The organism is Cytobacillus sp. FSL H8-0458 (genome assembly GCF_038002165.1).
GTDB lineage: Bacteria > Bacillota > Bacilli > Bacillales > Cytobacillaceae > Cytobacillus.
In genome coordinates this window covers 1,701,824-1,721,396 of sequence record NZ_JBBOBR010000001.1, presented here as the reverse complement: position 1 = coordinate 1,721,396, position 19,573 = coordinate 1,701,824, and the positions used below count along the sequence as shown (strand labels likewise).

Below are 19,573 nucleotides of genomic sequence, written 5' to 3'. Positions count from 1 at the left end.
ACACTAACTGCCCCACCAGTAATCCCTCCTATAAAGCTTTCACCATCCCGCCATCTACTAAAATGGAGCTTCCCGTAACGTAGCTGCTGGCTTCGGAGGCAAGGAAAGTGACGACGTTCGCAAATTCTTCCGGGGTTCCGTATCTGCCCAGCGGAATTTTGCTTTTGGCTCTTTCTGCGACCTCTTCTTTGGTAATATTCTGACGGTCAGCGTTATGCTGATCAAGATAATCAACGCGGTCAGTCGCAATTCTTCCCGGAGCTACTGTATTAATTAAAATATTATGAGCTGCCAATTCCTCTGAGAGTGTTTTGGTCAATCCGACTATACCCAGCCGGAATGTATTGGATAAGAGCAGGCCCGGTATCGGCTGCTTGATGCTTGATGATGCTATATTAATGATCCTGCCGCCATTTTTCTTTAATTCAGGGAGTGCTTCACGGATCAGCCTGACATGGCTTAATAGGTTTAATTGAAACGCTTTTTCCCAGTCTTCGTCTGTTAAAGTTTCAAACGTCCCCCCGGGTGGACCTCCGGCATTGTTGATTAAAATATCAATTCCCCCAAGGGTTTCAGCTGTATGCTTAATCAAGCTTTTAATATCATCAGGGTTCGTTACATCTGCGGGGTAATACTCAACATCGCCATTGAATTGTTCACGGAATTCCTTTTGAACGCTCTTTAGTTTTGCTTCGTCCCTGCTTGTAATCATTATCTTGGTGCCTTCTTTTGCAAGCTGTGCAGCAATTGCTTTTCCGAGGCCCTGACTTGAAGCCACGACAAGCGCTTTTTTATTTTTCAGGTTTAAATCCATGATCGTTTCCTCCTATATGTTTTATGCAAAGTGCCATCCATTCATCCACTTTAAAGGATTGGACCTTTCCTTCATGATGTTCAATTTGGAAATAATCTGCAGCAGCCTGATCAGCCTGCAGAATATACTCTTCGACTGCCCTAATCTGCTCTTCACTTTCAGCCGTCCGCTTCACCCAGGAAGGGAATTCGAAGGTTTTCTTCCTGCTTTTCGTGTTCGTTTCATTTAGTCCCGAAGCAGCAAATAGCTTTCTCCATTCTGCCGTTGACAAACACCGGTAATGGCTGTCATCCCGCAATTTCTCAACAGTGTTCATATAATCAGCCAGCTCTTTTTCATCCGGTGCTACATTATCAACTAACAGAAAGCTTCCCCCCGGCTTTAATACCCGGCCAGCATCGGCAATGAATTTTTCCGGATGGGGAAAATGGTGGGGGGCGATCCGGCAGGTGACAGCATCAAAGGTCTCATCCAAAAATGGCAAAGCTTCCGCATCTGCAACGATATACCAGATATTTTTATAGTTTTCCAGATGGCGTGCGGTATTGGCGAGCATTTCTTTTGTCAAATCAGCTGCAAAGACCTGTGAAACAAAGGGTGCCAGACTCTTGGCCACATGCCCGCCGCCTGTTGCGATATCGAGCACCACCCAATCCTTCTTCGGATTCAGGGTTTGAACGAGCTGATTTAATTCAGCCGCATCTCCATGAATTTTGCTTGTTACATATTTTTCAGCGTTTTTACCGAATGTATTTTGGACCTTTTTCTTGATTTCTTCCTTTTCCATATGTAATCACCCCATCAAAAATTCGCCTATATTATTTATGTTCTATACAAATCCTTATAATCCTGTCAGTTTAATTGAGGCTTTGTTAAATAGTATTGTTGTTTTTCAGGCAAAAAATATGGGAACGTCTAATTTGGACGTTCCCATTTTTTATACACCCCGATAATGAAATAGGGAAATTTATTTATTATAATCTTACCAGTGTACTTGAAGTTTATTGCCATTTGGGTCATAAAAGTGGAAATAGGCATGACCATTATCTTCTTTTATATCCTCTACCTTAACTTGATTATCAATTAAGTGTTGATGAAAATCAGATAATTCTGGACTTGTAAAGCCAATGCTAAATTCTTGTTCATTATCAATTGTAAAATGTGCAAATGTTTTATCTTCGGTAGGAACTAAGATAAGTAAGAAAGGTCCTTCATTTACTTTAAAAATTGCAAGTTTCTCAGTATTGTTTAATAACTGAAGTCCTAATACATCTCTATACCATTGTGCAGACAGTTCTAAATCTTTTACAGGAATTCTAATATAATGAACTTGTTCAATAAATGATTTATTCAAATCTTTCTCTCCTTTATTTAATCCGGTATAAATCAAAAAGTTCCCTTTCTAAATACCTTTTTCCTTCCGATTAATGAATGAACCTGCCCTTTAACGGAACAAAATAAACTTGCCGTAATCCAAAAAAGAGCCTGCCACTTAATTAATGGCAGGCTTCCGATTATCTTGCCGGTACGAGAATAAGCTTCCCTTTTGTTTGCCTCGACTGCATCCGCTCATGTACCTTGGAAGCATCTTCCAGAGGATGGACTTCTCCAATAGTCAGCTTCAGCTTTCCTTGGGCTGTGTAAGATAATAATTCCTTCATGCTCGGCTGCAGCAATTCCGGTTTCCTCATAATCTGCGGCAGGAAAAACCCGATGACCGATTGATTCCGCCTCATTAAGGATGAAGGATAAAATCGGCTCTGCTCCCCGCTTGCCACACCATAAATAACAAGGCGGCCAAAGGTTGCAAGGCATTTCAGGGTTTTATTAAAAATTTCCCCGCCAGCCATTTCGAGTGCCACATTCACACCTTTTCCGCCTGTTGCCTCTAGTACTTCATGTTCCCAGCCTTCATTTGTGTAGTTGACGAGGACATCGGCCCCCATTTCTTTTGCAAGCTGAAGTTTTTCATCAGTGCTGGCTGTAGCAATGACCGTCCCGGCCCCAAATAATTTTGCGAGCTGAACAGCAATTGTTCCCACTCCGCCTGCCGCTGCATGGACAAGGACGCTTTCACCCGGTTCAAGCCGGCCCATTGTTTTTAGAATATGATAGGCACTCAGTCCTTGCAGAGGCAGTGCCGCAGCAAGATTGAAATCCAGTCCCTCCGGCAGCGGAATCAGACCCCTTTCATCGGCTGTTACATACTCTGAGTAGCCGCCTGATTCGATTAACGTCACCACTCTTGTGCCAACCGGAATACTCGCCGCTTCACCTGCTGCCGCGACAACACCTGCCACCTCCGCACCCGGAATGAACGGCAGGGGAGTCGGCACCACATATTGGCCTTCTCTTCTTGCGGTATCGGCATAGTTCACTCCGATGGCATGCACTTCGATTAATACTTCACGTCCGGTCGGCTGCGGCCGATCCATTTCGATTACGTTAAGAACTTCAGGTCCCCCATATTCTTTGAATTGGATGGCTTTCATTTTCAACACTCCTTCTCTATATTTCTAGCAGCAATATTCGCCTTTTTCATAAATGAGCTCAGCTATTTTCCGGTTCCTTACACTTTCTTTCCCAAAGGAGCTGAACCTGCTGCATTCCCGGATGACTAATCCGATCAGCGCATCCCTTTTCCCATCTGATGCCAATTCGGACACCAGCTGGCGGGATAGCCTCTCAGCTTCCCATATCGCACCTTCGAGAAAAGTCCTGGTCAGCTGAATCTTCAATTCTTCTTTTTCTTCTCCATTTTTCTGAATGGCTTTATAAGTCCGATAAACAGCTGATTCTACTGCATATAGGGCAATTGTCATATCTGCCAGCTTCATAAGTGCTTCCTGTTCATGAATAAGGGTATCGCCAAATGCTTCATAAGCAAGTCCGGCATTCAGCAGGAACAGGTTTCTTATTGTATCAACCGCTGCTCTTTCTTTCTCAAAAATGGCCTGGCCGATTGGATCCGATTTGCTCAAGCGAACAATCGCTTCCTCCACTCTGGCGGCTAAATCGATTTCACCCTTAAGCGCTTTACGGAAAAGGTGTGTAGGAATCAGCAGTCTATTAATCTCATTTGTTCCCTCAAATATACGGTTAATGCGGGAATCCCGATACATTTGTTCCACGCCATATTCCTTGATGAATCCCGCTCCGCCATGAAGCTGCAGTGTTTCATCTGCCGTAAAATCCAGTGTTTCCGAGCCAAATACCTTACAGATCGCACATTCTGTGGCATATTCGCTCATTCTTTTTCCAATAAGCTTTAAATCAGTTGATTCATATAAGTCTTCCAATGATTCCTCCAGCAGGCTTGCGGTGCGGTATTGAAGTGATTCAGCGGCGTAAATTCTGGCTGCCATCTTCGCCGTTTTTTCCTTGGTAGCCGGAAAATCAGCGATCGATTTCCCAAATTGCTTTCTTTCCCCTGTAAACTGGAGGGCTTTCTTCAATCCGGTTTTTGCTGCCCCCATACAGGCTGAACCTAAGTTGTAACGGCCCAAATTTAAAACGTTCAAAGCTATGATGTGTCCTTTCCCTACTTCCCCAAGCAAATTTTCTGCTGGCACAGGACAATCCTCAAATATAACTGATCTGGTTGAGGATCCTTTGATGCCCATTTTATTTTCTTCCGGGCCAAGGGATAGCCCCGGTGTGTTCCGTTCGACGATAAATGCGGTAAATTGCCGGCCGTCCACTTTGGCATAAACAATGAATGTATCTGAAAAGACAGCGTTCGTAATATAAATTTTCGTTCCATTTAAAATGTAATGGGTCCCATCCTCATTCAAAACGGCTGTAGTCTGGGAGGAAAGCGCATCAGATCCTGCGTTTGGCTCTGTCAGGCAGTAGGCGCCTATGTACTCCCCTGATGCAAGTTTAGGCAAATACTTTTCTTTTTGCTCATGAGTTCCGAAGTAGGTGATCGGCAGGGTTGCAATGCAGGTATGGTTGGAGTGGGCTACTCCGTAACCGCCTGAAGAGGCAATGTTTTCTCCGACGATGCCCTTGCTGATTTTATCCAGGCCAAGACCGCCGTAATTTTCGGGGATGCTATGGGCAAGCAGGCCAAGTTTGCCCGCCTTCCTCAGTAAATCCGTTACCAGTTCGAATTCCTGGTTTTCGATCCGGTCCTTTTCAGGGTGAACCATTTTTTCAGCAAATTGTTTAGCGGTTCTTCCGATTAAGATATGCTCATCTGAAAAATTCTCGGGTGTGAAAAGTGTTTCAGGATTTAGCCTCGTGAACAAAAAACTCGCACCGCGATTGGCTGTGTTTACTTTTTCCATGTATGGATTCACTCTCCTCAGCATCTCTTCATCTCAAATTTTTTCATCTGCCGTCTGTACAGCATGTTTCAGGAGCACTTTAACGTATCTATTGAATTGTGAAAACCGCGGATCTGCTGTTTGGCCTTTCTTGTAGCGGTAATAGATTTGCTGGCAAATGACGGCCAGCTTAAAATAGGCAAATGTTAAATAAAAGTTCATGCTGCTGAGATCACGGCCAGTTTTTCCAGCATAGGCCTCCATAAATTCTCTGCGGGAGTAAAAGCCATTTAGAACGGTTACCGGGGGTTTTCCCAAGCCAAACTTGAGCAGGTCGGGATCGTCTCCCTGAATCCAATAGCTCATCGCGGCACCAAGGTCTGCAAGCGGATCGCCTACAGTTGCCATCTCCCAATCGAAAAGGCCTGTCATCTCTGTTAAATCCTCATTGAACATTGCATTATTCAGCTTGTAATCATAATGGATGATAGAAGGATCGGGACTTGCAGGAATATGATGGGTCAGCCACTTTTTCAGCATATCCGCTTCAGGAACTTCATCTGTCTTTGCCCGCTCATACCGGCCAATCCAGCCATGCACCTGTCTTTCCATAAATCCATCCGGGTTGCTGATTTCCGCTAGACCTGTCCTTTTATATTCTATGGAATGAAGTTCTGCCAGCTTATCAACCATAATTTGAGACAGTCTGCTGCAAACTCCCTCGTCCGGCTCCATTCCTTCAGGGAATGAGGTATCTAAAACAATTCCATGCCGCCGTTCCATAATGAAAAATGGTGCTACTGTGATTTCACTATTATTCGTAAACAGAAGCGGCTTTGGGGCTTCTTTGAGAAAGGGATGGATTTCAGAAATCACCCTGAATTCCCTCTCCATGTCATGAGCTTTCGGTGCGACAGGTCCAAGCGGAGGCCTTCGCAGCACGGCTTCCCACTCTCCCATTTTCAGCTGATAGGTAAGATTGGAGTGCCCAGCATGGAACTGCAGAATCTCAAGCGGTTGATTTGGAAGATTAGCAATCTCGCTCCGCAGGAATTTTTCCAATGGAGCTGTGTTCAATTGCTCTCCTTTTCTAACGGGAATGGTATCCTGGTACATTTGCTTCGGCATGTGATCCTCCTATTTATAGGAAAATTAATTTATGTTTCTCTTACATTTTGATTTAAACCTTCTCGAAGAAGATCAGGTATAATAGCACTTTCCTGTTTGACGAAATCAAAATAGACGATTACGGTGTTCCCTCTGGCAATATGAGTGCCTGTCTGGCTGCAGACAATTTCATGATCGAGCTGAAAGCTTTTGCTGCCAATCCTTGATACCCAGGTTTTGACGGTAAGGATTTGGTTAAAATATCCCTGGCTTAGAAAGTCGCATTTAGTGGAGGCAAGGATAAAACTCCATTTTTTCACATCCATGTTGTAGCCAAGTGTCTCGAAATATTTCACACGTGCTTCTTCAAGGTAAATAAAATAACTTGTATTGTTGATATGGCCAAGAGCATCAGTCTCGCAAAACCTTACTGTTACCTGCATTTCATGCATCATGACACCCCTTAACTCTTCACCTTATTGGAAGAAGAATACTCATACCAGCCCTTGCCCGTCTTTCTCCCCAATTCTCCCTTTGACACTTTTTCGGCAACACAGTCAAATGGCTTATCTGCAGGATCTCCTGTCTCTCGATAGCGCTGATCCATTACATAATAGGCCACATCCAGTCCGGATAAATCCATGAGTTCAAACGGGCCGATGGGATGATTCAAGGCTTTCCGGCAAATGACATCGATATCTTTATAGTCGGCTATCCCCTGTTCATACAGAGCCACTGCCTCTTTTTGGAGCGCACCGAGAATGCGGTTCGCGACGAAGCCGGAAATTTCTTTTTTCAAAAGGACGGCTGTTCTATTAATCTTTTCACAGACTTCCATCGCTATTTGTGCGGTTTCTTCAGACGTCTGTTCACTCATGACTACTTCCACACAGTCCATCACAAGAGGCGGAAAGAAGAAATGCATATTAACGACTTTTTCAGACCGCTCAGTTTCACCTGCTATTAAACTATTAACGATTGTGGAGCTATTGGTTGCAAAGATGGCATGAGGAGGGGCGTACTCTTCCAGTTTTCTGAATACCTCTTTTTTCACTTCAAGCTTTTCCGTTACGGCTTCAATGATTAAGTCGGAGCTTCGGACACTTTCCTGAAGGCTGCTGGAGAAACGAAGCCTTCCGAAAGCAGCGGCTTTCGCATCTTCAGCCAGCTTCCCCTTGGCAACCCATTTAGACATAATCATATGCAGCTTAGCATCGGCATCCTGCAATGCGGTTTCGCTCAGATCCTGGATAATCGTCTCATAGCCTCCCAGAGCACAGAGCATTCCGATCTGGTGGCCCATCTGTCCGGCACCTATAACGGTAATTTGCTTAACATCTTTTGCATTCATCGTTAATCCTCCTTATACTGACCAGTTGGTATGTTACTAGTTAGAGAGGAGCTTCCTCTCTTATTTACATCTCTATCCCCTTCAATATCATTTCCGTAAAGATCTCTGCCACTTCCCGGTCGGATATGCTTCCCTCCGGATTGAACCACTGGTAGCTCCAGTTGGTGACGCCTAAGATGCCAAAGGCGATAATCGGAGAGTTGAGGTTTGCACGGAACTCTCCGTTCTGCTTGCCTTCTTCTATTAATTTTTCGATATTCAGCCTGAACTGATCCCTTTTTGGAATGATTTCCGATAAGCTTTCTTCACTAAGGTTTCGCATTTCCCTGAAAAAGACTTTCGCACTCGCTCCCTGGGTTTTGATATTGCCCAGCAGCATTTGAACAATCAAAAGGAGTTTGTCTTTGCATGATTTTGACTCATCCCCGAGAATTTGATGCTGATTGGCCAGCATGTCATCTATGTAGCGAAGATGGATGTCCATCAGCAGTTGTTCTTTGCTCGAGAAATAGTAATAAAACGTGCCTTTCGTGACACCGAGGCTGTCGACGATATCCTGAATTGATGTTTCGCTGAAACCTTTCTGATCAAATAGCCGGATGCTCTTTTCAGTAATTTTTTCTTTCAATGTCAGTCCCCGCTTCTGTTAGAAATATCGACAGCATTATATCACAAAACGATTAACTCCGGACTTCATCCCTCAGAGCTCTTCGAAGGATTTTTCCGACATTGGTCTTTGGAAGCTCCTGGCGGAATTCTACGGCCGATGGAATTTTATAGGCAGCCAGGTTCTGCCTGCAGTATGAAATGATTTCTTCTTGGGTCGCCGTTTTACCGGCTTTCAGCACGACGAAAGCTTTAACTGTTTCACCCCGGTAAGGATCCGGGACACCAATGACGACAGCCTCCTGAACTGCAGGATGCTCATAGAGCACTTCCTCAATATCACGCGGATAAATATTATAGCCGCTGGCAATGATCAGGTCTTTCTTGCGGTCGACAATGTATAGAAAGCCATCTTCGTCCATTCTCGCAATATCACCGGTGTAAAGCCATCCATCCCGTAATGTAACAGCCGTCTCCTCAGGCATATTCCAATAGCCTTTCATAATCTGCGGGCCCTTGATGATGACCTCACCCAATTCTCCATGCTGGACCTCTTCAATACCTGTGGCCAGATCGACTACTTTATAATCAGTTGAAGGAAAGCCGATTCCAACGCTTCCAGGCTTTCTTTCTGAAAAAGGCGGATTGCAGTGTGTTACCGGGGAAGCTTCTGATAAACCATAACCTTCGAGAATTTTTGCTCCCGTCTTTTTTTCAAAATCCCGCAGCAGTTCGACAGGCATAGGCGCGCTTCCGCTATTGCAGGTTTCAATGCTGTCAATGCCATATTCCTCTGCATGCGGATGATTGGTGATCGCCACATACATGGTTGGAACACCAGGAAATACAGATGGCTGATCATTTTTAATTGTATTTAACACTTCCTCCACATCAAAGCGAGGCAATAAAATCGATTCATTGGCCGTATATATGGCAAAGTTCATGCAGGCAGTCATGCCAAAAACATGGAACAGCGGAATGACGGTTAGGAATTTTTCCCCGCCTATTTCCGTTCTTTCTTTAAAAAATTCATAGGACTGTACCACATTTGCGAGAACATTGGAATGTGTCAGCATGGCACCTTTTGACCGTCCTGTTGTTCCGCCCGTATATTGAAGAACGGCAATATCCTGCTGGGGCTCAATGTTGACCGGGGTGTATTGTCCACTGCCTTCCTGTATAAAACCTTCGAATGTTTTGTCAGGTGAAAAATCGGCTTCTGTTGGCTGCAGACTGACAATGACTATATTTCTAACCTTTGTTCTGCCTTGAACACCCTTGACCCGGGGATACAGGGCATCAAACACAACAAGAGTTTCAGAACCAGAGTCATTCATGATATGCTCTAACTCGCGCTCAACCAGCATCGGGTTTACTTGAGTCACAATCGCGCCTGCAGCAAGTATTCCATAATAAGCAATCACATATTGCGGGCAATTGGGCAGCATAATGGCAACACGGTCGCCTTTTTGTACACCATTTTTCTGCAGGGATGCGGCAAATCCATAGACTGCTTTTTGAAGTTCCGCGTAATTCATCTTTTGTCCATAAAAAGATAGTGCCATATTCTGCGGATACATCGCTGTCACTTCCTGAAGCATCTCAGGCATCGACTTACTTGGAATGGTTACTTCAGCTGTAATGGATTCAGGATAGTGTGCATGCCAGGTTTTATTATCGCTCATTTGAAATCCCTCCAACATAATTTGCCGTTTTACATTGCATGTGTTCCGCCATCAACAATTAATACGTCTCCCGTCACATAATTTGAAGCACTGGAAGCCAGAAACAATGCTGCGCCTTTCAAATCATCATCAGAGCCGAAGCGTCTGAGCGGTGTTGCTTCCAGGATGGGGCTGCGTCCCTGGTCCATAATCGCCGATGACATTTTTGTAGGGAAAAAACCTGGTGCAATGGCATTCACATTGATGCCATACCTGCCCCATTTTACAGCCAGGTCCTTTGTCATCGTGATGATTGCCCCTTTGCTGGTGTTATAGCCGATTGTATCCATCACCCTGGGATCAGTGCCCCCAAGTCCGGCAACAGAGGCAATATTAATGATTTTTCCGGATCCCTGTTCGATCATGACCTTGCCTGCAGCCTGGCTCATTAGAAACGTCCCTGTCACATTCACATTGATGACCTTTTGCCAGGCTTCAAGTGGCATCTCTTCCGCTGGAGCTCCCCAGGTGGCCCCGCTGTTGTTGACAAGAATATCGATAGTTCCAAATTCCTGAACCGTTTCTTCAACCACGTTCCGGACATCCTCCTGTTTGCTGATGTCACAGGAAACCGCTAATGTTTTCACACCAAGTGCTGCAAGGCGGTCAGCGGTTTCCTGACATGCCTCCACCTTTCTTGAACAAATCACGACATTTGCCCCTGCCTCGGCTAACCCTTCCGCGATCTGGGCACCCAGCCCTCGGCCGCCTCCAGTAATCAGTGCCGTCTTTCCGGTTAGGTCAAATAGTTCCATTACCTTCATGATTTTTCAGCTCCTATTGGTATTTTTTCAATTCAAGCTTAGCAATCTGTGCCCGGTGGACTTCATCAGGACCGTCTGCCAATCTCAGCGTTCTGGCATTTGCCCAGAATGCGGCAAGCGGTACATCCTCACTCACTCCTGCTGCTCCAAACGCCTGGATTGCCCGGTCAATTACCTTAAGGGCCATGGATGGCGCCACGACCTTGATCATAGCAATCTCTGTTTTCGCCACTTTGTTGCCGGCTGCATCCATCATATGTGCCGCTTTAAGCGTTAATAGTCTCGCCTGCTCAATTTCAATCCGGGAATCGGCTATCCATTCGCGGATGACGCCCTGGCTTGCGAGCGTTTTGCCAAAAGCAGTTCGGTTTTGTACACGCTTACATAATTCCTCAAGAGCGCGCTCTGCTGCCCCGATCAGCCTCATGCAATGATGGATGCGCCCCGGACCAAGTCTGCCCTGTGCAATGGCGAACCCTTTCCCTTCACCCCAAATGATATTTTCAGCAGGAACTCTGACATTATCGTATGTAATTTCTGCATGGCCATGTGGAGCGTGATCATAGCCAAACACCGGAAGCATCCTCTCTATTTTTACCCCAGGGGTATCCATCGGCACGAGAATCATAGATTGCTGTTCATGACGGCTGGCGTCCGGATCTGTTTTTCCCATAACGATCGCTATCCGGCACCTCGGATCTCCCGCACCTGAGGACCACCACTTCCGTCCATTGATGACATACTCCGAACCTTGTTTTTCAATCCGCGCTTCAATATTTGTGGCATCAGAGGAGGCCACATCCGGCTCTGTCATCGAAAAGCAGGATCGGATGTCCCCTTCTAAAAGCGGCTTTAACCAATCATTCTTCTGCCGATCGGTGCCATATCTTGCAAGCACCTCCATGTTGCCGGTATCAGGTGCATTGCAGTTGAAGATATCCGGTGCAATCATTGATCGCCCCATAATCTCACAAAGCGGGGCATATTCCACGTTCGTGAGTCCTGCGCCATACTCGCTCTCCGGTAAAAATAAGTTCCATAACCCAGCAGCTTTCGCCTTGCGTTTCAGTTCTTCCATAATCGGCGGAATAGCACTCCATCGATTTTCCAGTTCATTCAATTGCTGTTCATATAAAGGTTCGTTCGGATAAACGTTTTCTTCCATAAACACATTTAATTTCTCTATGAGCTCCTGCACTTTTGGTGAGTATGAGAAATCCAAATTCCTGTCCCTCCTCCACTAACTGACCGGTCGGTATGTTACAAGTTTAGTATAAACAATCCTTGAAATTAATCAACTAATTTTCTGAAAATTTATTTTTTTATCTATTTTTTCACCATCTAAAATACTGTTTTTATGAAGGAAGCAGGAAGGAATTTATTTATTTTAACAGCTCAGCCTCAAACCAATCCGCTTTCCCTCTCGCTCGAGCCTGCATCTGTAGACAGTTATACGACATTTGGCTATATCCCTTATGAAGTGGGGAAGGAATTGCCGATATACCGTTTTACCATTTATCCGAAGAAATCAAATATGAAACCGTTTATGAAATAAAAAAGTAGGCTGACACAATTGTCAGCCTACTTTATTGCTAATTTACAGCGCGTGCGCGTATTTTTTCTTTTATTAATCCTGCGCCCATCAGTCCCATTAGTGAAAAGATGACCGGAATTATAAATCCATACTGGTAGCCTGCTTCAAATGTATCCAAAACTTTTCCGAATATAAATGGCAGAAGAACTGCGCTCAAGAATCCGCCGGTGTTTGCAAATCCTGAAACGACACCTACATCCTGAATGTCAAATGATTTTCTGACAATCGCGAACGTTAGCGTACTCGCCCCATTCCCATAACCCATGATCAGGAAAAGAACAATCAGGAGCGGATATGGAGGCTTACCCTGAAATAACAGAAAAGTTGCCCATCCAAGGACGGCGATTGAGTGGGCAAAAAGATAAGGACGTTTGATGCTGCCCATCCGGCCTGATATAAAGCTCATTACTGGAGCACCAATGATGGCACCAAACAATCCGATCATGACAAGTTGGCTGGAATCGGAACGGCTCAGGCCATACATATCCATGCCATACGGAACAGCCCACGACCCGATGAAACCAACATAAGTGCCGACCAGGCCAAAATGACAGAAGAACGTAGCCCATGCCTGGCGGTCAGAAAAAATTCTCTTTAATATGCTTGCTGTTTTTTCTTTTGGCTCTTTCTTACCTTTCGCTTTTTTAGGCTCTATGCCCATTCGCGAAGGCTGCCAGATTAAGATTATATACAGCAATACGGCAAGGATGGTCAAAATAATGCCTACTGCCAGAAACGGGATGCGCCAGCCCCATATGGATATCCAAATGGAAAATGGCACAGTCGCGAGCAAAAATCCAAAGCTTCCGGACATGCCTGCAAAGCCAAGCAGCTTCACAAATTCATTCACCTTAAACCATCTGCCTAAAATGATGACAACATTAATCCAAATAGTCGCATCACCTATTCCAACCAGCATCCTTGCTGCGAAAAGGATGTATTCATTCCCGGCAAAGCTGAATAATAACGTCCCTATTCCATTCAGAAGGGTTCCGGCGATTAAAAATACATTTGGGCCAAAACGGTCGGATAATATTCCAATCGGAACCTGCAGACTGGCATAGGCAAAAAATTGGATGCTTGTCAGAAGCCCAATTGCCGCAGCTGTCACACCGAATTCCTTCATTAATTGATCAGTAATTAAACCAGGGGCTGTCCTTTGGCTCACGATCAAAAAGTATGAGAACAAAACCGCGCCAAAGACGAGCCACCTGTATTTGCTGTTATGTTTCTCCACTGCCCTCTGCTCCTACTTTTTTAATGAATACCCACCATTATACTCTAAAAAAAGGCAACTGTCCTCCACTGCGTTAAAGCAGTGGACTGACAGGTGCCTTTGGTCTGGTTATTCTTTTATAAAATCCTTCGTGCTTCTTACTGTATCGATCGGACGGACATAGCTTTCGATTTGGTCCCTCTTCGGTTCAAGGAAAGGCGGAAGTGACAGCTTTTCTCCAAGTGTTTCATAAGGCTCGTCACCCATGAATCCAGGTCCATCCGTTGCGAATTCAAATAAAATCTGCGGAGCAACCCGGGAATATAAGGAACCGAAGAAAAAGCGGTCCACAAACCCTGAAGTCTGGAAACCAAATCCTCTCAAATGCTGATCCCATTCCTCCAGAACAGATTTATCTTCCACGCGGAAGGCAGCATGATGAACGGTTCCGTAGCCCTGGCGCGCCTGCGGAAGAGATGGATTATATTCCACAACCACCTGTGCCCCATTTCCGCCTTCACCCACTTCGAATAAGTGGAAATCTCCTTCTTGAGCTATTTCCTTAAAGTACAGCACTTTCTCCATCATTTCTTTAAAATAATCAAATTGAGCTACCCTTACAAAAAGCGGCCCCAGGCCGGTGATTGCATACTCGAGCGGTATTGGCCCTTTCTGCCATGGCGTTCCTGATGGTACTCCTTTATTGGCTTCATCAGAGATCAATTGGTATTTTTGATCATCGAAATCAGTGAATGACAGAGTTTTCTTGCCGAACTGCTGCTTAATGCCGGAATGCGGAACCTCTAAGCGGTCAAACCTTTTTACCCAATAATCGAGCGCTTCATCTGTCGGAACCCGGAATGACGTTTTCGATATTTCATCTGTCCCGTGAGAGCCCTTCGGAATACCGGGAAAATCAAAAAATGTCATATCGGTTCCCGGACTTCCTGTATCATCTGCAAAAAAAAGGTGGTAGGTTTGAATGTCATCCTGATTTACGGTCTTCTTTACTAAACGCATTCCTAATGTATAAGTGAAAAACTCATAATTTTTTTCCGCACTGCTTGTGATGGCTGTAACATGATGAATACCTTTTAGTTGATTCAAGTAAATTTCCTCCCCTATCTATCTTTAAATAAAATATCTTTAATTCGAGATAATTTTACTTTATCACGGGTTACTGCTGGTGTCAATATAACCCTCGGCTCTAGAAAAAGGATTTAATAATGTCTTCCTCATGATGGCATTCCTTGCAGATGTATTCAATTTCCAATGCATCTTCCCTGGCGATGTGGACAGTTTCTTTTCCGCAGACTTCGCAATATCTCTTTTCCGTAACTTCCTTCATTATTACATCTCCTGTTCATGTGTCGTTTATCTTGGTTTAACCAGAATTTTAATTTCTAAACGCAAAAAAACCAGCACCCATTGGAACTGGTTTGATTACAGTATGTACAGCCGCCATTGCCGTAAATAATGATAAGAAAGTTTTAAACCACCACTCCTCAAAGTGGGTGTTCGCAGAAACATTCCTGCCTGTCCTCCTTGTCATATAGACGGAGGCCTGTCATTCCCGTTTCAATGTAAAACTCCCTATTACAGCTTAAAGGTTAAAACTTTATTATGATTACGAACAATGCAGCTTGTATTTATATATTAACGGATGCCGTCGGATTTTTCAATGGGCATGCTCAGGCTTTTTATTGTATTAAAAAGGGGTTAAACAATTATTGTTGAATATAATTAACACTAGTGAATCAATCGGAGGATGTTTAATGAAACAAAACCCATTTATTTTATCTATTATGACAATCTTACTTTTAATCGGATGTTCTAAAGATGACTCAAAAGAATTTGACCTGAAGCAGCTGACTAGGGTTGACATCATAGAAGAAAAAAGTGAAAAAGAATTCATTATAGCCGAAGAAGAAAAGATTGAATCCTTAAGAAACATAATTTCAAAAATTGAATGGGAGAAAGACATAAAGCCCCAGATGTCTGAAAAAGAAGATATGATAGCCACTTTATTCTTTACCTATGATAAAAATATGCCAGAAAGAATAACTGAGTACTCCATATGGTTCAGCAAGAAAGACGGATCTGCAGTGATTTTTCACAGAGAGAAAAATGCATTAGGAAGCTTAGACAAAGAAAATGCCCAAACCCTTAGAGAACTCCTAACTGATAGCTGAAAAACAGATAAGCAATTAAGCCTTCATTGTTTTAGTTTTGTTTCTGTTTATTGCTTAATTAATCCCTTTTTGAGGGCCATTTTCTCTGGCTCTTCTTTTTTTGGCTTCATGACTGCTCATTTTCTCCGGGGCTCTCCGTAATTGGGCTTCATGACTGCTCTATGATGACCATTTTCTCCTCGCCTCTGCTATTTTGGCTTCATGAACCCTCTATGGCGACCGTTTTCTCTGGGTCTCTCCTATTTTGGGCGTCAGAACTCCTCTATGACGACCATTTTCTTCTCACCTCTCCATTATTGGTCGTCATAAGCACTCCATGACGACCGTTTTCTCTTCACTCCTTCATGGATTTTGAGCAGGCCATCGAGGATTGCAGATATAACATTCTATCTAGTCATTAGTAAAGGGGTATTTCTTTGGCAAAGGTCTGTGAAATCTTCGGTCACATAGAGGAAACGGAAGAAGAGGAATATAGTCTTGATATGCTGGTTATCTGCCCGGATTGCTCCAATGACCGAGTTCATCCATTTTTATTTTCGGTTGAAAAATAATAAAGAACTCCTGCCAGCTAACCCGGCAGGAGTTCTTCTCTTTATTCAGTAACAAGCTGTCTCCTTGCTCTTGTTTGCTTCTTCGCTGTTCTGATTTTCCTGATGTCGCGCTTCATCAGCAGGGAGACGATAAAGCCGATGGCAAGCATGGTGCCAAACACATAGAAGGTAATTGTATAGCTTTGTGTATTTTCATAGATGCTGGAGACGAGCATCGGTCCGACCACACCTGCGAGCGACCACGAGGTAAGCAGATAGCCATGAATGGCACCAAGCTGTTTGGTTCCAAACAGGTCTCCAATAAAGGCCGGAAGCGATGCAAATCCTCCCCCATAGCATGAAACAATGATATAGAGGAAAACAGAAAAGATAAATGAGTTTGTGATGAATGGAAGAATGAAGAATGCTGCCACCTGAATCAGGAAGAAGGTCATATATGTATTTCCTCTTCCAAGGTAATCGGATGCAGATGCCCATCCAATTCTTCCGCCTCCATTAAAGAGGCCCATTATGCCGACGATGCTTGCGGCGGTGATGGCGCTGGCTCCAGTGATTTCCTGAGCCATTGGTGCGGCAACTGAGAGAATCATGATGCCTGCAGAAATATTAATGAACATCATAATCCAAAGCAGCCAGAAACGCTTCGTCTTAATTGCTTCATTGGCAGTCAGCTGTGCCAGGTCCGCTTTTACCGGCCGCTCTTCCCTGTTCTCTTCCATTCCTTCAGGTGCCCATCCTTCAGGCGGCTTCGCGATATAAAGCGCTCCCAAAATCATCAGGATGAAATAACTGATTCCGAGGACATAAAAGGTTGTCGGAATCGATGTGGCAATCATTAATCTGCTGGCAATCGGGCTTGTAATGAGGGCCCCGGCACCAAATCCCATAACCGCCATCCCGGTGGCAAGTCCCCTTCTGTCAGGAAACCATTTTACCAATGTGGAGACAGGTGCAATATAGCCGAAGCCTAGACCCAGTCCCCCAATGACACCGAAGAAAGTCAGGAAAAGAATGTAATTCTCCAGTTGAATAGCAAAGCCGGATCCGATTATGCCTACTCCAAAAAATACTGCGGCGATCATGGCTGAGACTCTCGGTCCCCTCTTTTCCACGAACCGCCCAAAAAAGGCTGCCGCTATTCCCAGAATAAAAATGGCAATGGTAAAAGCCAGTGAGACATCGGTTTTTTCCCAGCCAAGCGATTCCTTCAAGGGATTTTGATAAACACTGTACGCATACACCGAACCGATGGATAAATGAATGGCGACAGCTGAAAGGGCAATCAGCCATCTGTTCTTGTTTGCCATAAATGACCCCTTTCCTCTTTTTATTCACTAAAGAAGGTTTAAGTATTTTCTTGTTTACCTTCCCGAAAAAGCCTGTCTCTAATCTTTTTAGAGACAGGCTTTCTGAAAATCATTTTGATGCGAACCCTTTTTTCAGTAAATAAATTTCTGTTCTGTAATTATGGACAGCCTCGTCGAATGGCAGCTCCGCCGCAAATTTTTTAACGATATTATGAAACGTGACAGAAGAAATAATCTGCATCATATGAAAAAGCTCCTGCTCGTCCTGCATATTCAGCCGTTCCTTATTAATCAGATTGCTGATTTTCTTGAAATTCTCATTCAGGTCATTTTCCCCGAAGCTTCTTGCCATAACATTTTCGATCCGGTGCGTCATATTAAGAAACAAATTCCTCAAAAACTGCAGATTTTCTTTTTCTTCGGTAATGATGGCTGTATAAAAATCGATCATCGCATCAAAAATATCACCATTATTTTTTCGGAGTGTTTCAAGAAAATGCATATTATATGAAGATACATGGCTATTCAATAAGTAGAAAAAGGCATCTTCTTTGTCATCAAAATACTGATAAAAGCTGCCGCGCGGGATTTTGGCATCTTTTATGATATTGGATATGGATGCCTGGTAAAGCGGCACGCGGGCAAATTCCTTTTTGGCCGCATGGACTAAGTTTTCCCGTTTGTCTTCAGGCAAATTGAAAAAAGTAATTTTCGGCAAATTTTGTTCCTCCTTATTGCCAGTCCCTTTTTTCCTCCTTTAAGAATTGGATAAAATAAGGGACAGCCTTTCTGGGGTTCTCATTGATCAATGCTTGATATTTCGTTTTAATAGGGTCAGAAGCCCATTGGCTCTTAGAAATCCTTTCTTTCATGTACTGTAAGCTCAATTTTTGAATTTCCAGCTGCTGATGCTTTCCTTCTTTAGAAAGTGCGAAACCGAGCGCACCAATAATAGCGTAAATCAGAATGGTTACCGGCGATGTTTTCTCATCCTGAACGGTGAAAAACAAGGTCATGAGATTGAGTAGTGACAGAATAATCAAGGGTGTAGACCAAAAAATATATCTGGAAGCTTTTTTCATGATGGGAGATACTATTTCTTCAAGCTGCTCCAGCTCTCTTTTTACGAAATTCGGCATATCTGTCCACACTTGCATGTATTTCGTCTCCTTTAAGTTTTAATCCCTTTATAGCCCAGCAGAACTTGCAGGCTTTCGGGCGAAAAAATCATGGCTTCATCTTCATCCAGCTGTTTTAAAGCAATCATTTCATCATGGAGATTCTCCATTGTCCGATCGAGGCGGGAAGCTGTGTCAGCTGCCTCTTTCAGTTCTATCAATATTCTTTGCGGAATTTCTTTATTGTACTTGTAGTAAATCTTGTGCTCGAGGCTCGCCCAGAAGTCCATCGCAATCGTCCGAATTTGAATCTCCACAGGAACCAGCTCTTCCCTGTCAGACATAAAAATGGGGATCTGGACAATCAGATGAAGGCTTTGGTAGCCATTTGGCTTTGGATGCTGAATATAATCCTTGCATTCGAGCACGGTTATATCTTTCTGGCTTTCAAGCATGGCTTTGATTTTATAGATATCGGATACAAAGGAACATGTAATGCGGACGCCCGCAATATCCCTGATATTTTGCTTAATGGATTCTAAGGAAATATCCAATTTTTTTCTTTGCAGCTTTTTAAATATACTTTCTGGAGATTTAACTCGTGATTTTACATGCTCAATCGGATTATAGTCATGCACATACTGAAATTCTTCTTTCAGGATCTTTAATTTCGTGTTTATTTCTTCCAATGCGAACTTGTAGGACATCATAAAACGCACTAGATCTGTCCTTAGTTCCCTCAGTGTAATTTGCTCAGGCGTATTTGTGGCCATATGGACTCCTTTGAAGTTTAGCCTTATTTTTGGGTGGTCTATAGCTGGCTGGTTTTTTGCAGATTGCTGCATTTACTCCCTGTTCCCTTAATTTAGAAATTAGCAAATGAATGTTAGACAATGCTTTCACCTCAATGTGACACTGTGTCATCCTCACAATTGAATTGTATATGACATCGTGTCAC

The 19,573-nt window shown here is 43.9% G+C and carries 22 protein-coding genes and 1 other RNA gene; 3 read left to right on the top strand and 20 right to left on the bottom strand.

The genetic code is table 11. The annotated features are described in order from the left end of the window. Positions 1–28: 28 nt before the first annotated feature. The 12 genes from NYE23_RS08280 to NYE23_RS08225 all read right to left on the bottom strand — a co-directional run bounded on the left by NYE23_RS08280 (position 29) and on the right by NYE23_RS08225 (position 11,859). On the bottom strand, positions 29–814 hold the full coding sequence (locus NYE23_RS08280; protein WP_341076971.1) for an SDR family oxidoreductase: 786 nt from the start codon (positions 812–814) through the stop codon (positions 29–31). Then, positions 792–1,601: a class I SAM-dependent methyltransferase gene (locus NYE23_RS08275; RefSeq protein ID WP_341076970.1), complete on the bottom strand. Its 810-nt coding sequence runs from the start codon at positions 1,599–1,601 to the stop codon at positions 792–794. The genes NYE23_RS08280 and NYE23_RS08275 overlap by 23 nt, the downstream gene beginning before the upstream one ends. A gap of 195 nt (positions 1,602–1,796) precedes the next feature. Further along, positions 1,797–2,168 carry a VOC family protein gene (locus NYE23_RS08270; protein WP_341076969.1) on the bottom strand — a complete coding sequence of 124 codons (372 nt, stop codon included), beginning with the start codon at positions 2,166–2,168 and terminating at the stop codon, positions 1,797–1,799. Between the two features lie 160 nt (positions 2,169–2,328). Continuing rightward, on the bottom strand, positions 2,329–3,306 hold the full coding sequence (locus tag NYE23_RS08265) for a quinone oxidoreductase family protein (protein ID WP_341076967.1): 978 nt from the start codon (positions 3,304–3,306) through the stop codon (positions 2,329–2,331). A gap of 24 nt (positions 3,307–3,330) precedes the next feature. Continuing rightward, entirely contained in the window at positions 3,331–5,106 is a 1,776-nt protein-coding gene (locus NYE23_RS08260; protein ID WP_341076966.1) for an acyl-CoA dehydrogenase family protein, read from the bottom strand. 33 nt (positions 5,107–5,139) lie between these two features. After that, the gene (locus NYE23_RS08255) at positions 5,140–6,213 is read right to left on the bottom strand and encodes a phosphotransferase family protein (RefSeq protein ID WP_341076965.1); all 1,074 of its coding nucleotides are present in this window, start codon (positions 6,211–6,213) and stop codon (positions 5,140–5,142) included. Between the two features lie 29 nt (positions 6,214–6,242). Beyond that, positions 6,243–6,644: an acyl-CoA thioesterase gene (locus tag NYE23_RS08250; RefSeq protein WP_341076964.1), complete on the bottom strand. Its 402-nt coding sequence runs from the start codon at positions 6,642–6,644 to the stop codon at positions 6,243–6,245. Between the two features lie 11 nt (positions 6,645–6,655). Beyond that, on the bottom strand, positions 6,656–7,543 hold the full coding sequence (locus NYE23_RS08245) for a 3-hydroxyacyl-CoA dehydrogenase family protein (protein WP_341076963.1): 888 nt from the start codon (positions 7,541–7,543) through the stop codon (positions 6,656–6,658). Between the two features lie 64 nt (positions 7,544–7,607). Further along, complete coding sequence (locus tag NYE23_RS08240; RefSeq protein WP_341076961.1) at positions 7,608–8,171, bottom strand: TetR/AcrR family transcriptional regulator; 564 nt, start codon at positions 8,169–8,171, stop codon at positions 7,608–7,610. 52 nt (positions 8,172–8,223) lie between these two features. Further along, positions 8,224–9,834, bottom strand: a complete 1,611-nt coding sequence (locus NYE23_RS08235) for a long-chain-fatty-acid--CoA ligase (RefSeq protein ID WP_341076958.1) — start codon at positions 9,832–9,834, stop codon at positions 8,224–8,226. Positions 9,835–9,863: 29 nt separating this feature from the next. Next, on the bottom strand, positions 9,864–10,637 hold the full coding sequence (locus tag NYE23_RS08230) for an SDR family oxidoreductase (RefSeq protein WP_341076956.1): 774 nt from the start codon (positions 10,635–10,637) through the stop codon (positions 9,864–9,866). Positions 10,638–10,650: 13 nt separating this feature from the next. Continuing rightward, positions 10,651–11,859, bottom strand: coding sequence for an acyl-CoA dehydrogenase (locus NYE23_RS08225; protein ID WP_341076955.1), 1,209 nt, complete (start codon positions 11,857–11,859; stop codon positions 10,651–10,653). A gap of 135 nt (positions 11,860–11,994) precedes the next feature. Here NYE23_RS08225 and NYE23_RS08220 point away from each other — a divergent pair, with 135 nt between their 5' ends. Continuing rightward, positions 11,995–12,192 carry a hypothetical protein gene (locus NYE23_RS08220; protein ID WP_445662590.1) on the top strand — a complete coding sequence of 66 codons (198 nt, stop codon included), beginning with the start codon at positions 11,995–11,997 and terminating at the stop codon, positions 12,190–12,192. A 37-nt stretch (positions 12,193–12,229) separates the two neighbouring features. Here the strand turns inward: NYE23_RS08220 and NYE23_RS08215 are convergent, their stop codons facing one another. The 4 genes from NYE23_RS08215 to ssrS all read right to left on the bottom strand — a co-directional run bounded on the left by NYE23_RS08215 (position 12,230) and on the right by ssrS (position 15,095). Next, positions 12,230–13,468, bottom strand: coding sequence for an MFS transporter (locus NYE23_RS08215; protein ID WP_341076953.1), 1,239 nt, complete (start codon positions 13,466–13,468; stop codon positions 12,230–12,232). Between the two features lie 108 nt (positions 13,469–13,576). Continuing rightward, positions 13,577–14,554 (bottom strand): ring-cleaving dioxygenase, encoded by a 978-nt coding sequence (locus NYE23_RS08210; protein ID WP_341076951.1) that lies wholly within the window; start codon positions 14,552–14,554, stop codon positions 13,577–13,579. A 100-nt stretch (positions 14,555–14,654) separates the two neighbouring features. Continuing rightward, complete coding sequence (locus tag NYE23_RS08205; RefSeq protein ID WP_341076950.1) at positions 14,655–14,795, bottom strand: hypothetical protein; 141 nt, start codon at positions 14,793–14,795, stop codon at positions 14,655–14,657. Between the two features lie 103 nt (positions 14,796–14,898). Beyond that, a non-coding RNA gene (ssrS, locus tag NYE23_RS08200) (6S RNA) lies at positions 14,899–15,095 on the bottom strand. Between the two features lie 127 nt (positions 15,096–15,222). On the opposite strand from ssrS, the gene NYE23_RS08195 reads away from it, so the two are divergent. Both NYE23_RS08195 and NYE23_RS08190 read left to right on the top strand, forming a co-directional pair. Next, positions 15,223–15,639: a hypothetical protein gene (locus tag NYE23_RS08195; protein WP_341076947.1), complete on the top strand. Its 417-nt coding sequence runs from the start codon at positions 15,223–15,225 to the stop codon at positions 15,637–15,639. Between the two features lie 416 nt (positions 15,640–16,055). Beyond that, positions 16,056–16,190 (top strand): hypothetical protein, encoded by a 135-nt coding sequence (locus NYE23_RS08190; RefSeq protein ID WP_341076946.1) that lies wholly within the window; start codon positions 16,056–16,058, stop codon positions 16,188–16,190. A gap of 41 nt (positions 16,191–16,231) precedes the next feature. Here NYE23_RS08190 and NYE23_RS08185 read toward each other — a convergent pair whose 3' ends face one another. From NYE23_RS08185 to NYE23_RS08170, 4 genes are all read right to left on the bottom strand, one after another. Further along, positions 16,232–17,497, bottom strand: a complete 1,266-nt coding sequence (locus NYE23_RS08185) for an L-lactate MFS transporter (protein ID WP_341076943.1) — start codon at positions 17,495–17,497, stop codon at positions 16,232–16,234. 109 nt (positions 17,498–17,606) lie between these two features. Beyond that, entirely contained in the window at positions 17,607–18,215 is a 609-nt protein-coding gene (locus tag NYE23_RS08180) for a TetR/AcrR family transcriptional regulator (RefSeq protein WP_341076941.1), read from the bottom strand. A gap of 13 nt (positions 18,216–18,228) precedes the next feature. Further along, positions 18,229–18,654: a DUF5392 family protein gene (locus NYE23_RS08175; protein ID WP_341076938.1), complete on the bottom strand. Its 426-nt coding sequence runs from the start codon at positions 18,652–18,654 to the stop codon at positions 18,229–18,231. A 14-nt stretch (positions 18,655–18,668) separates the two neighbouring features. Beyond that, on the bottom strand, positions 18,669–19,388 hold the full coding sequence (locus tag NYE23_RS08170; RefSeq protein ID WP_341076934.1) for a GTP pyrophosphokinase: 720 nt from the start codon (positions 19,386–19,388) through the stop codon (positions 18,669–18,671). Between the last annotated feature and the right edge of the window lie 185 nt (positions 19,389–19,573).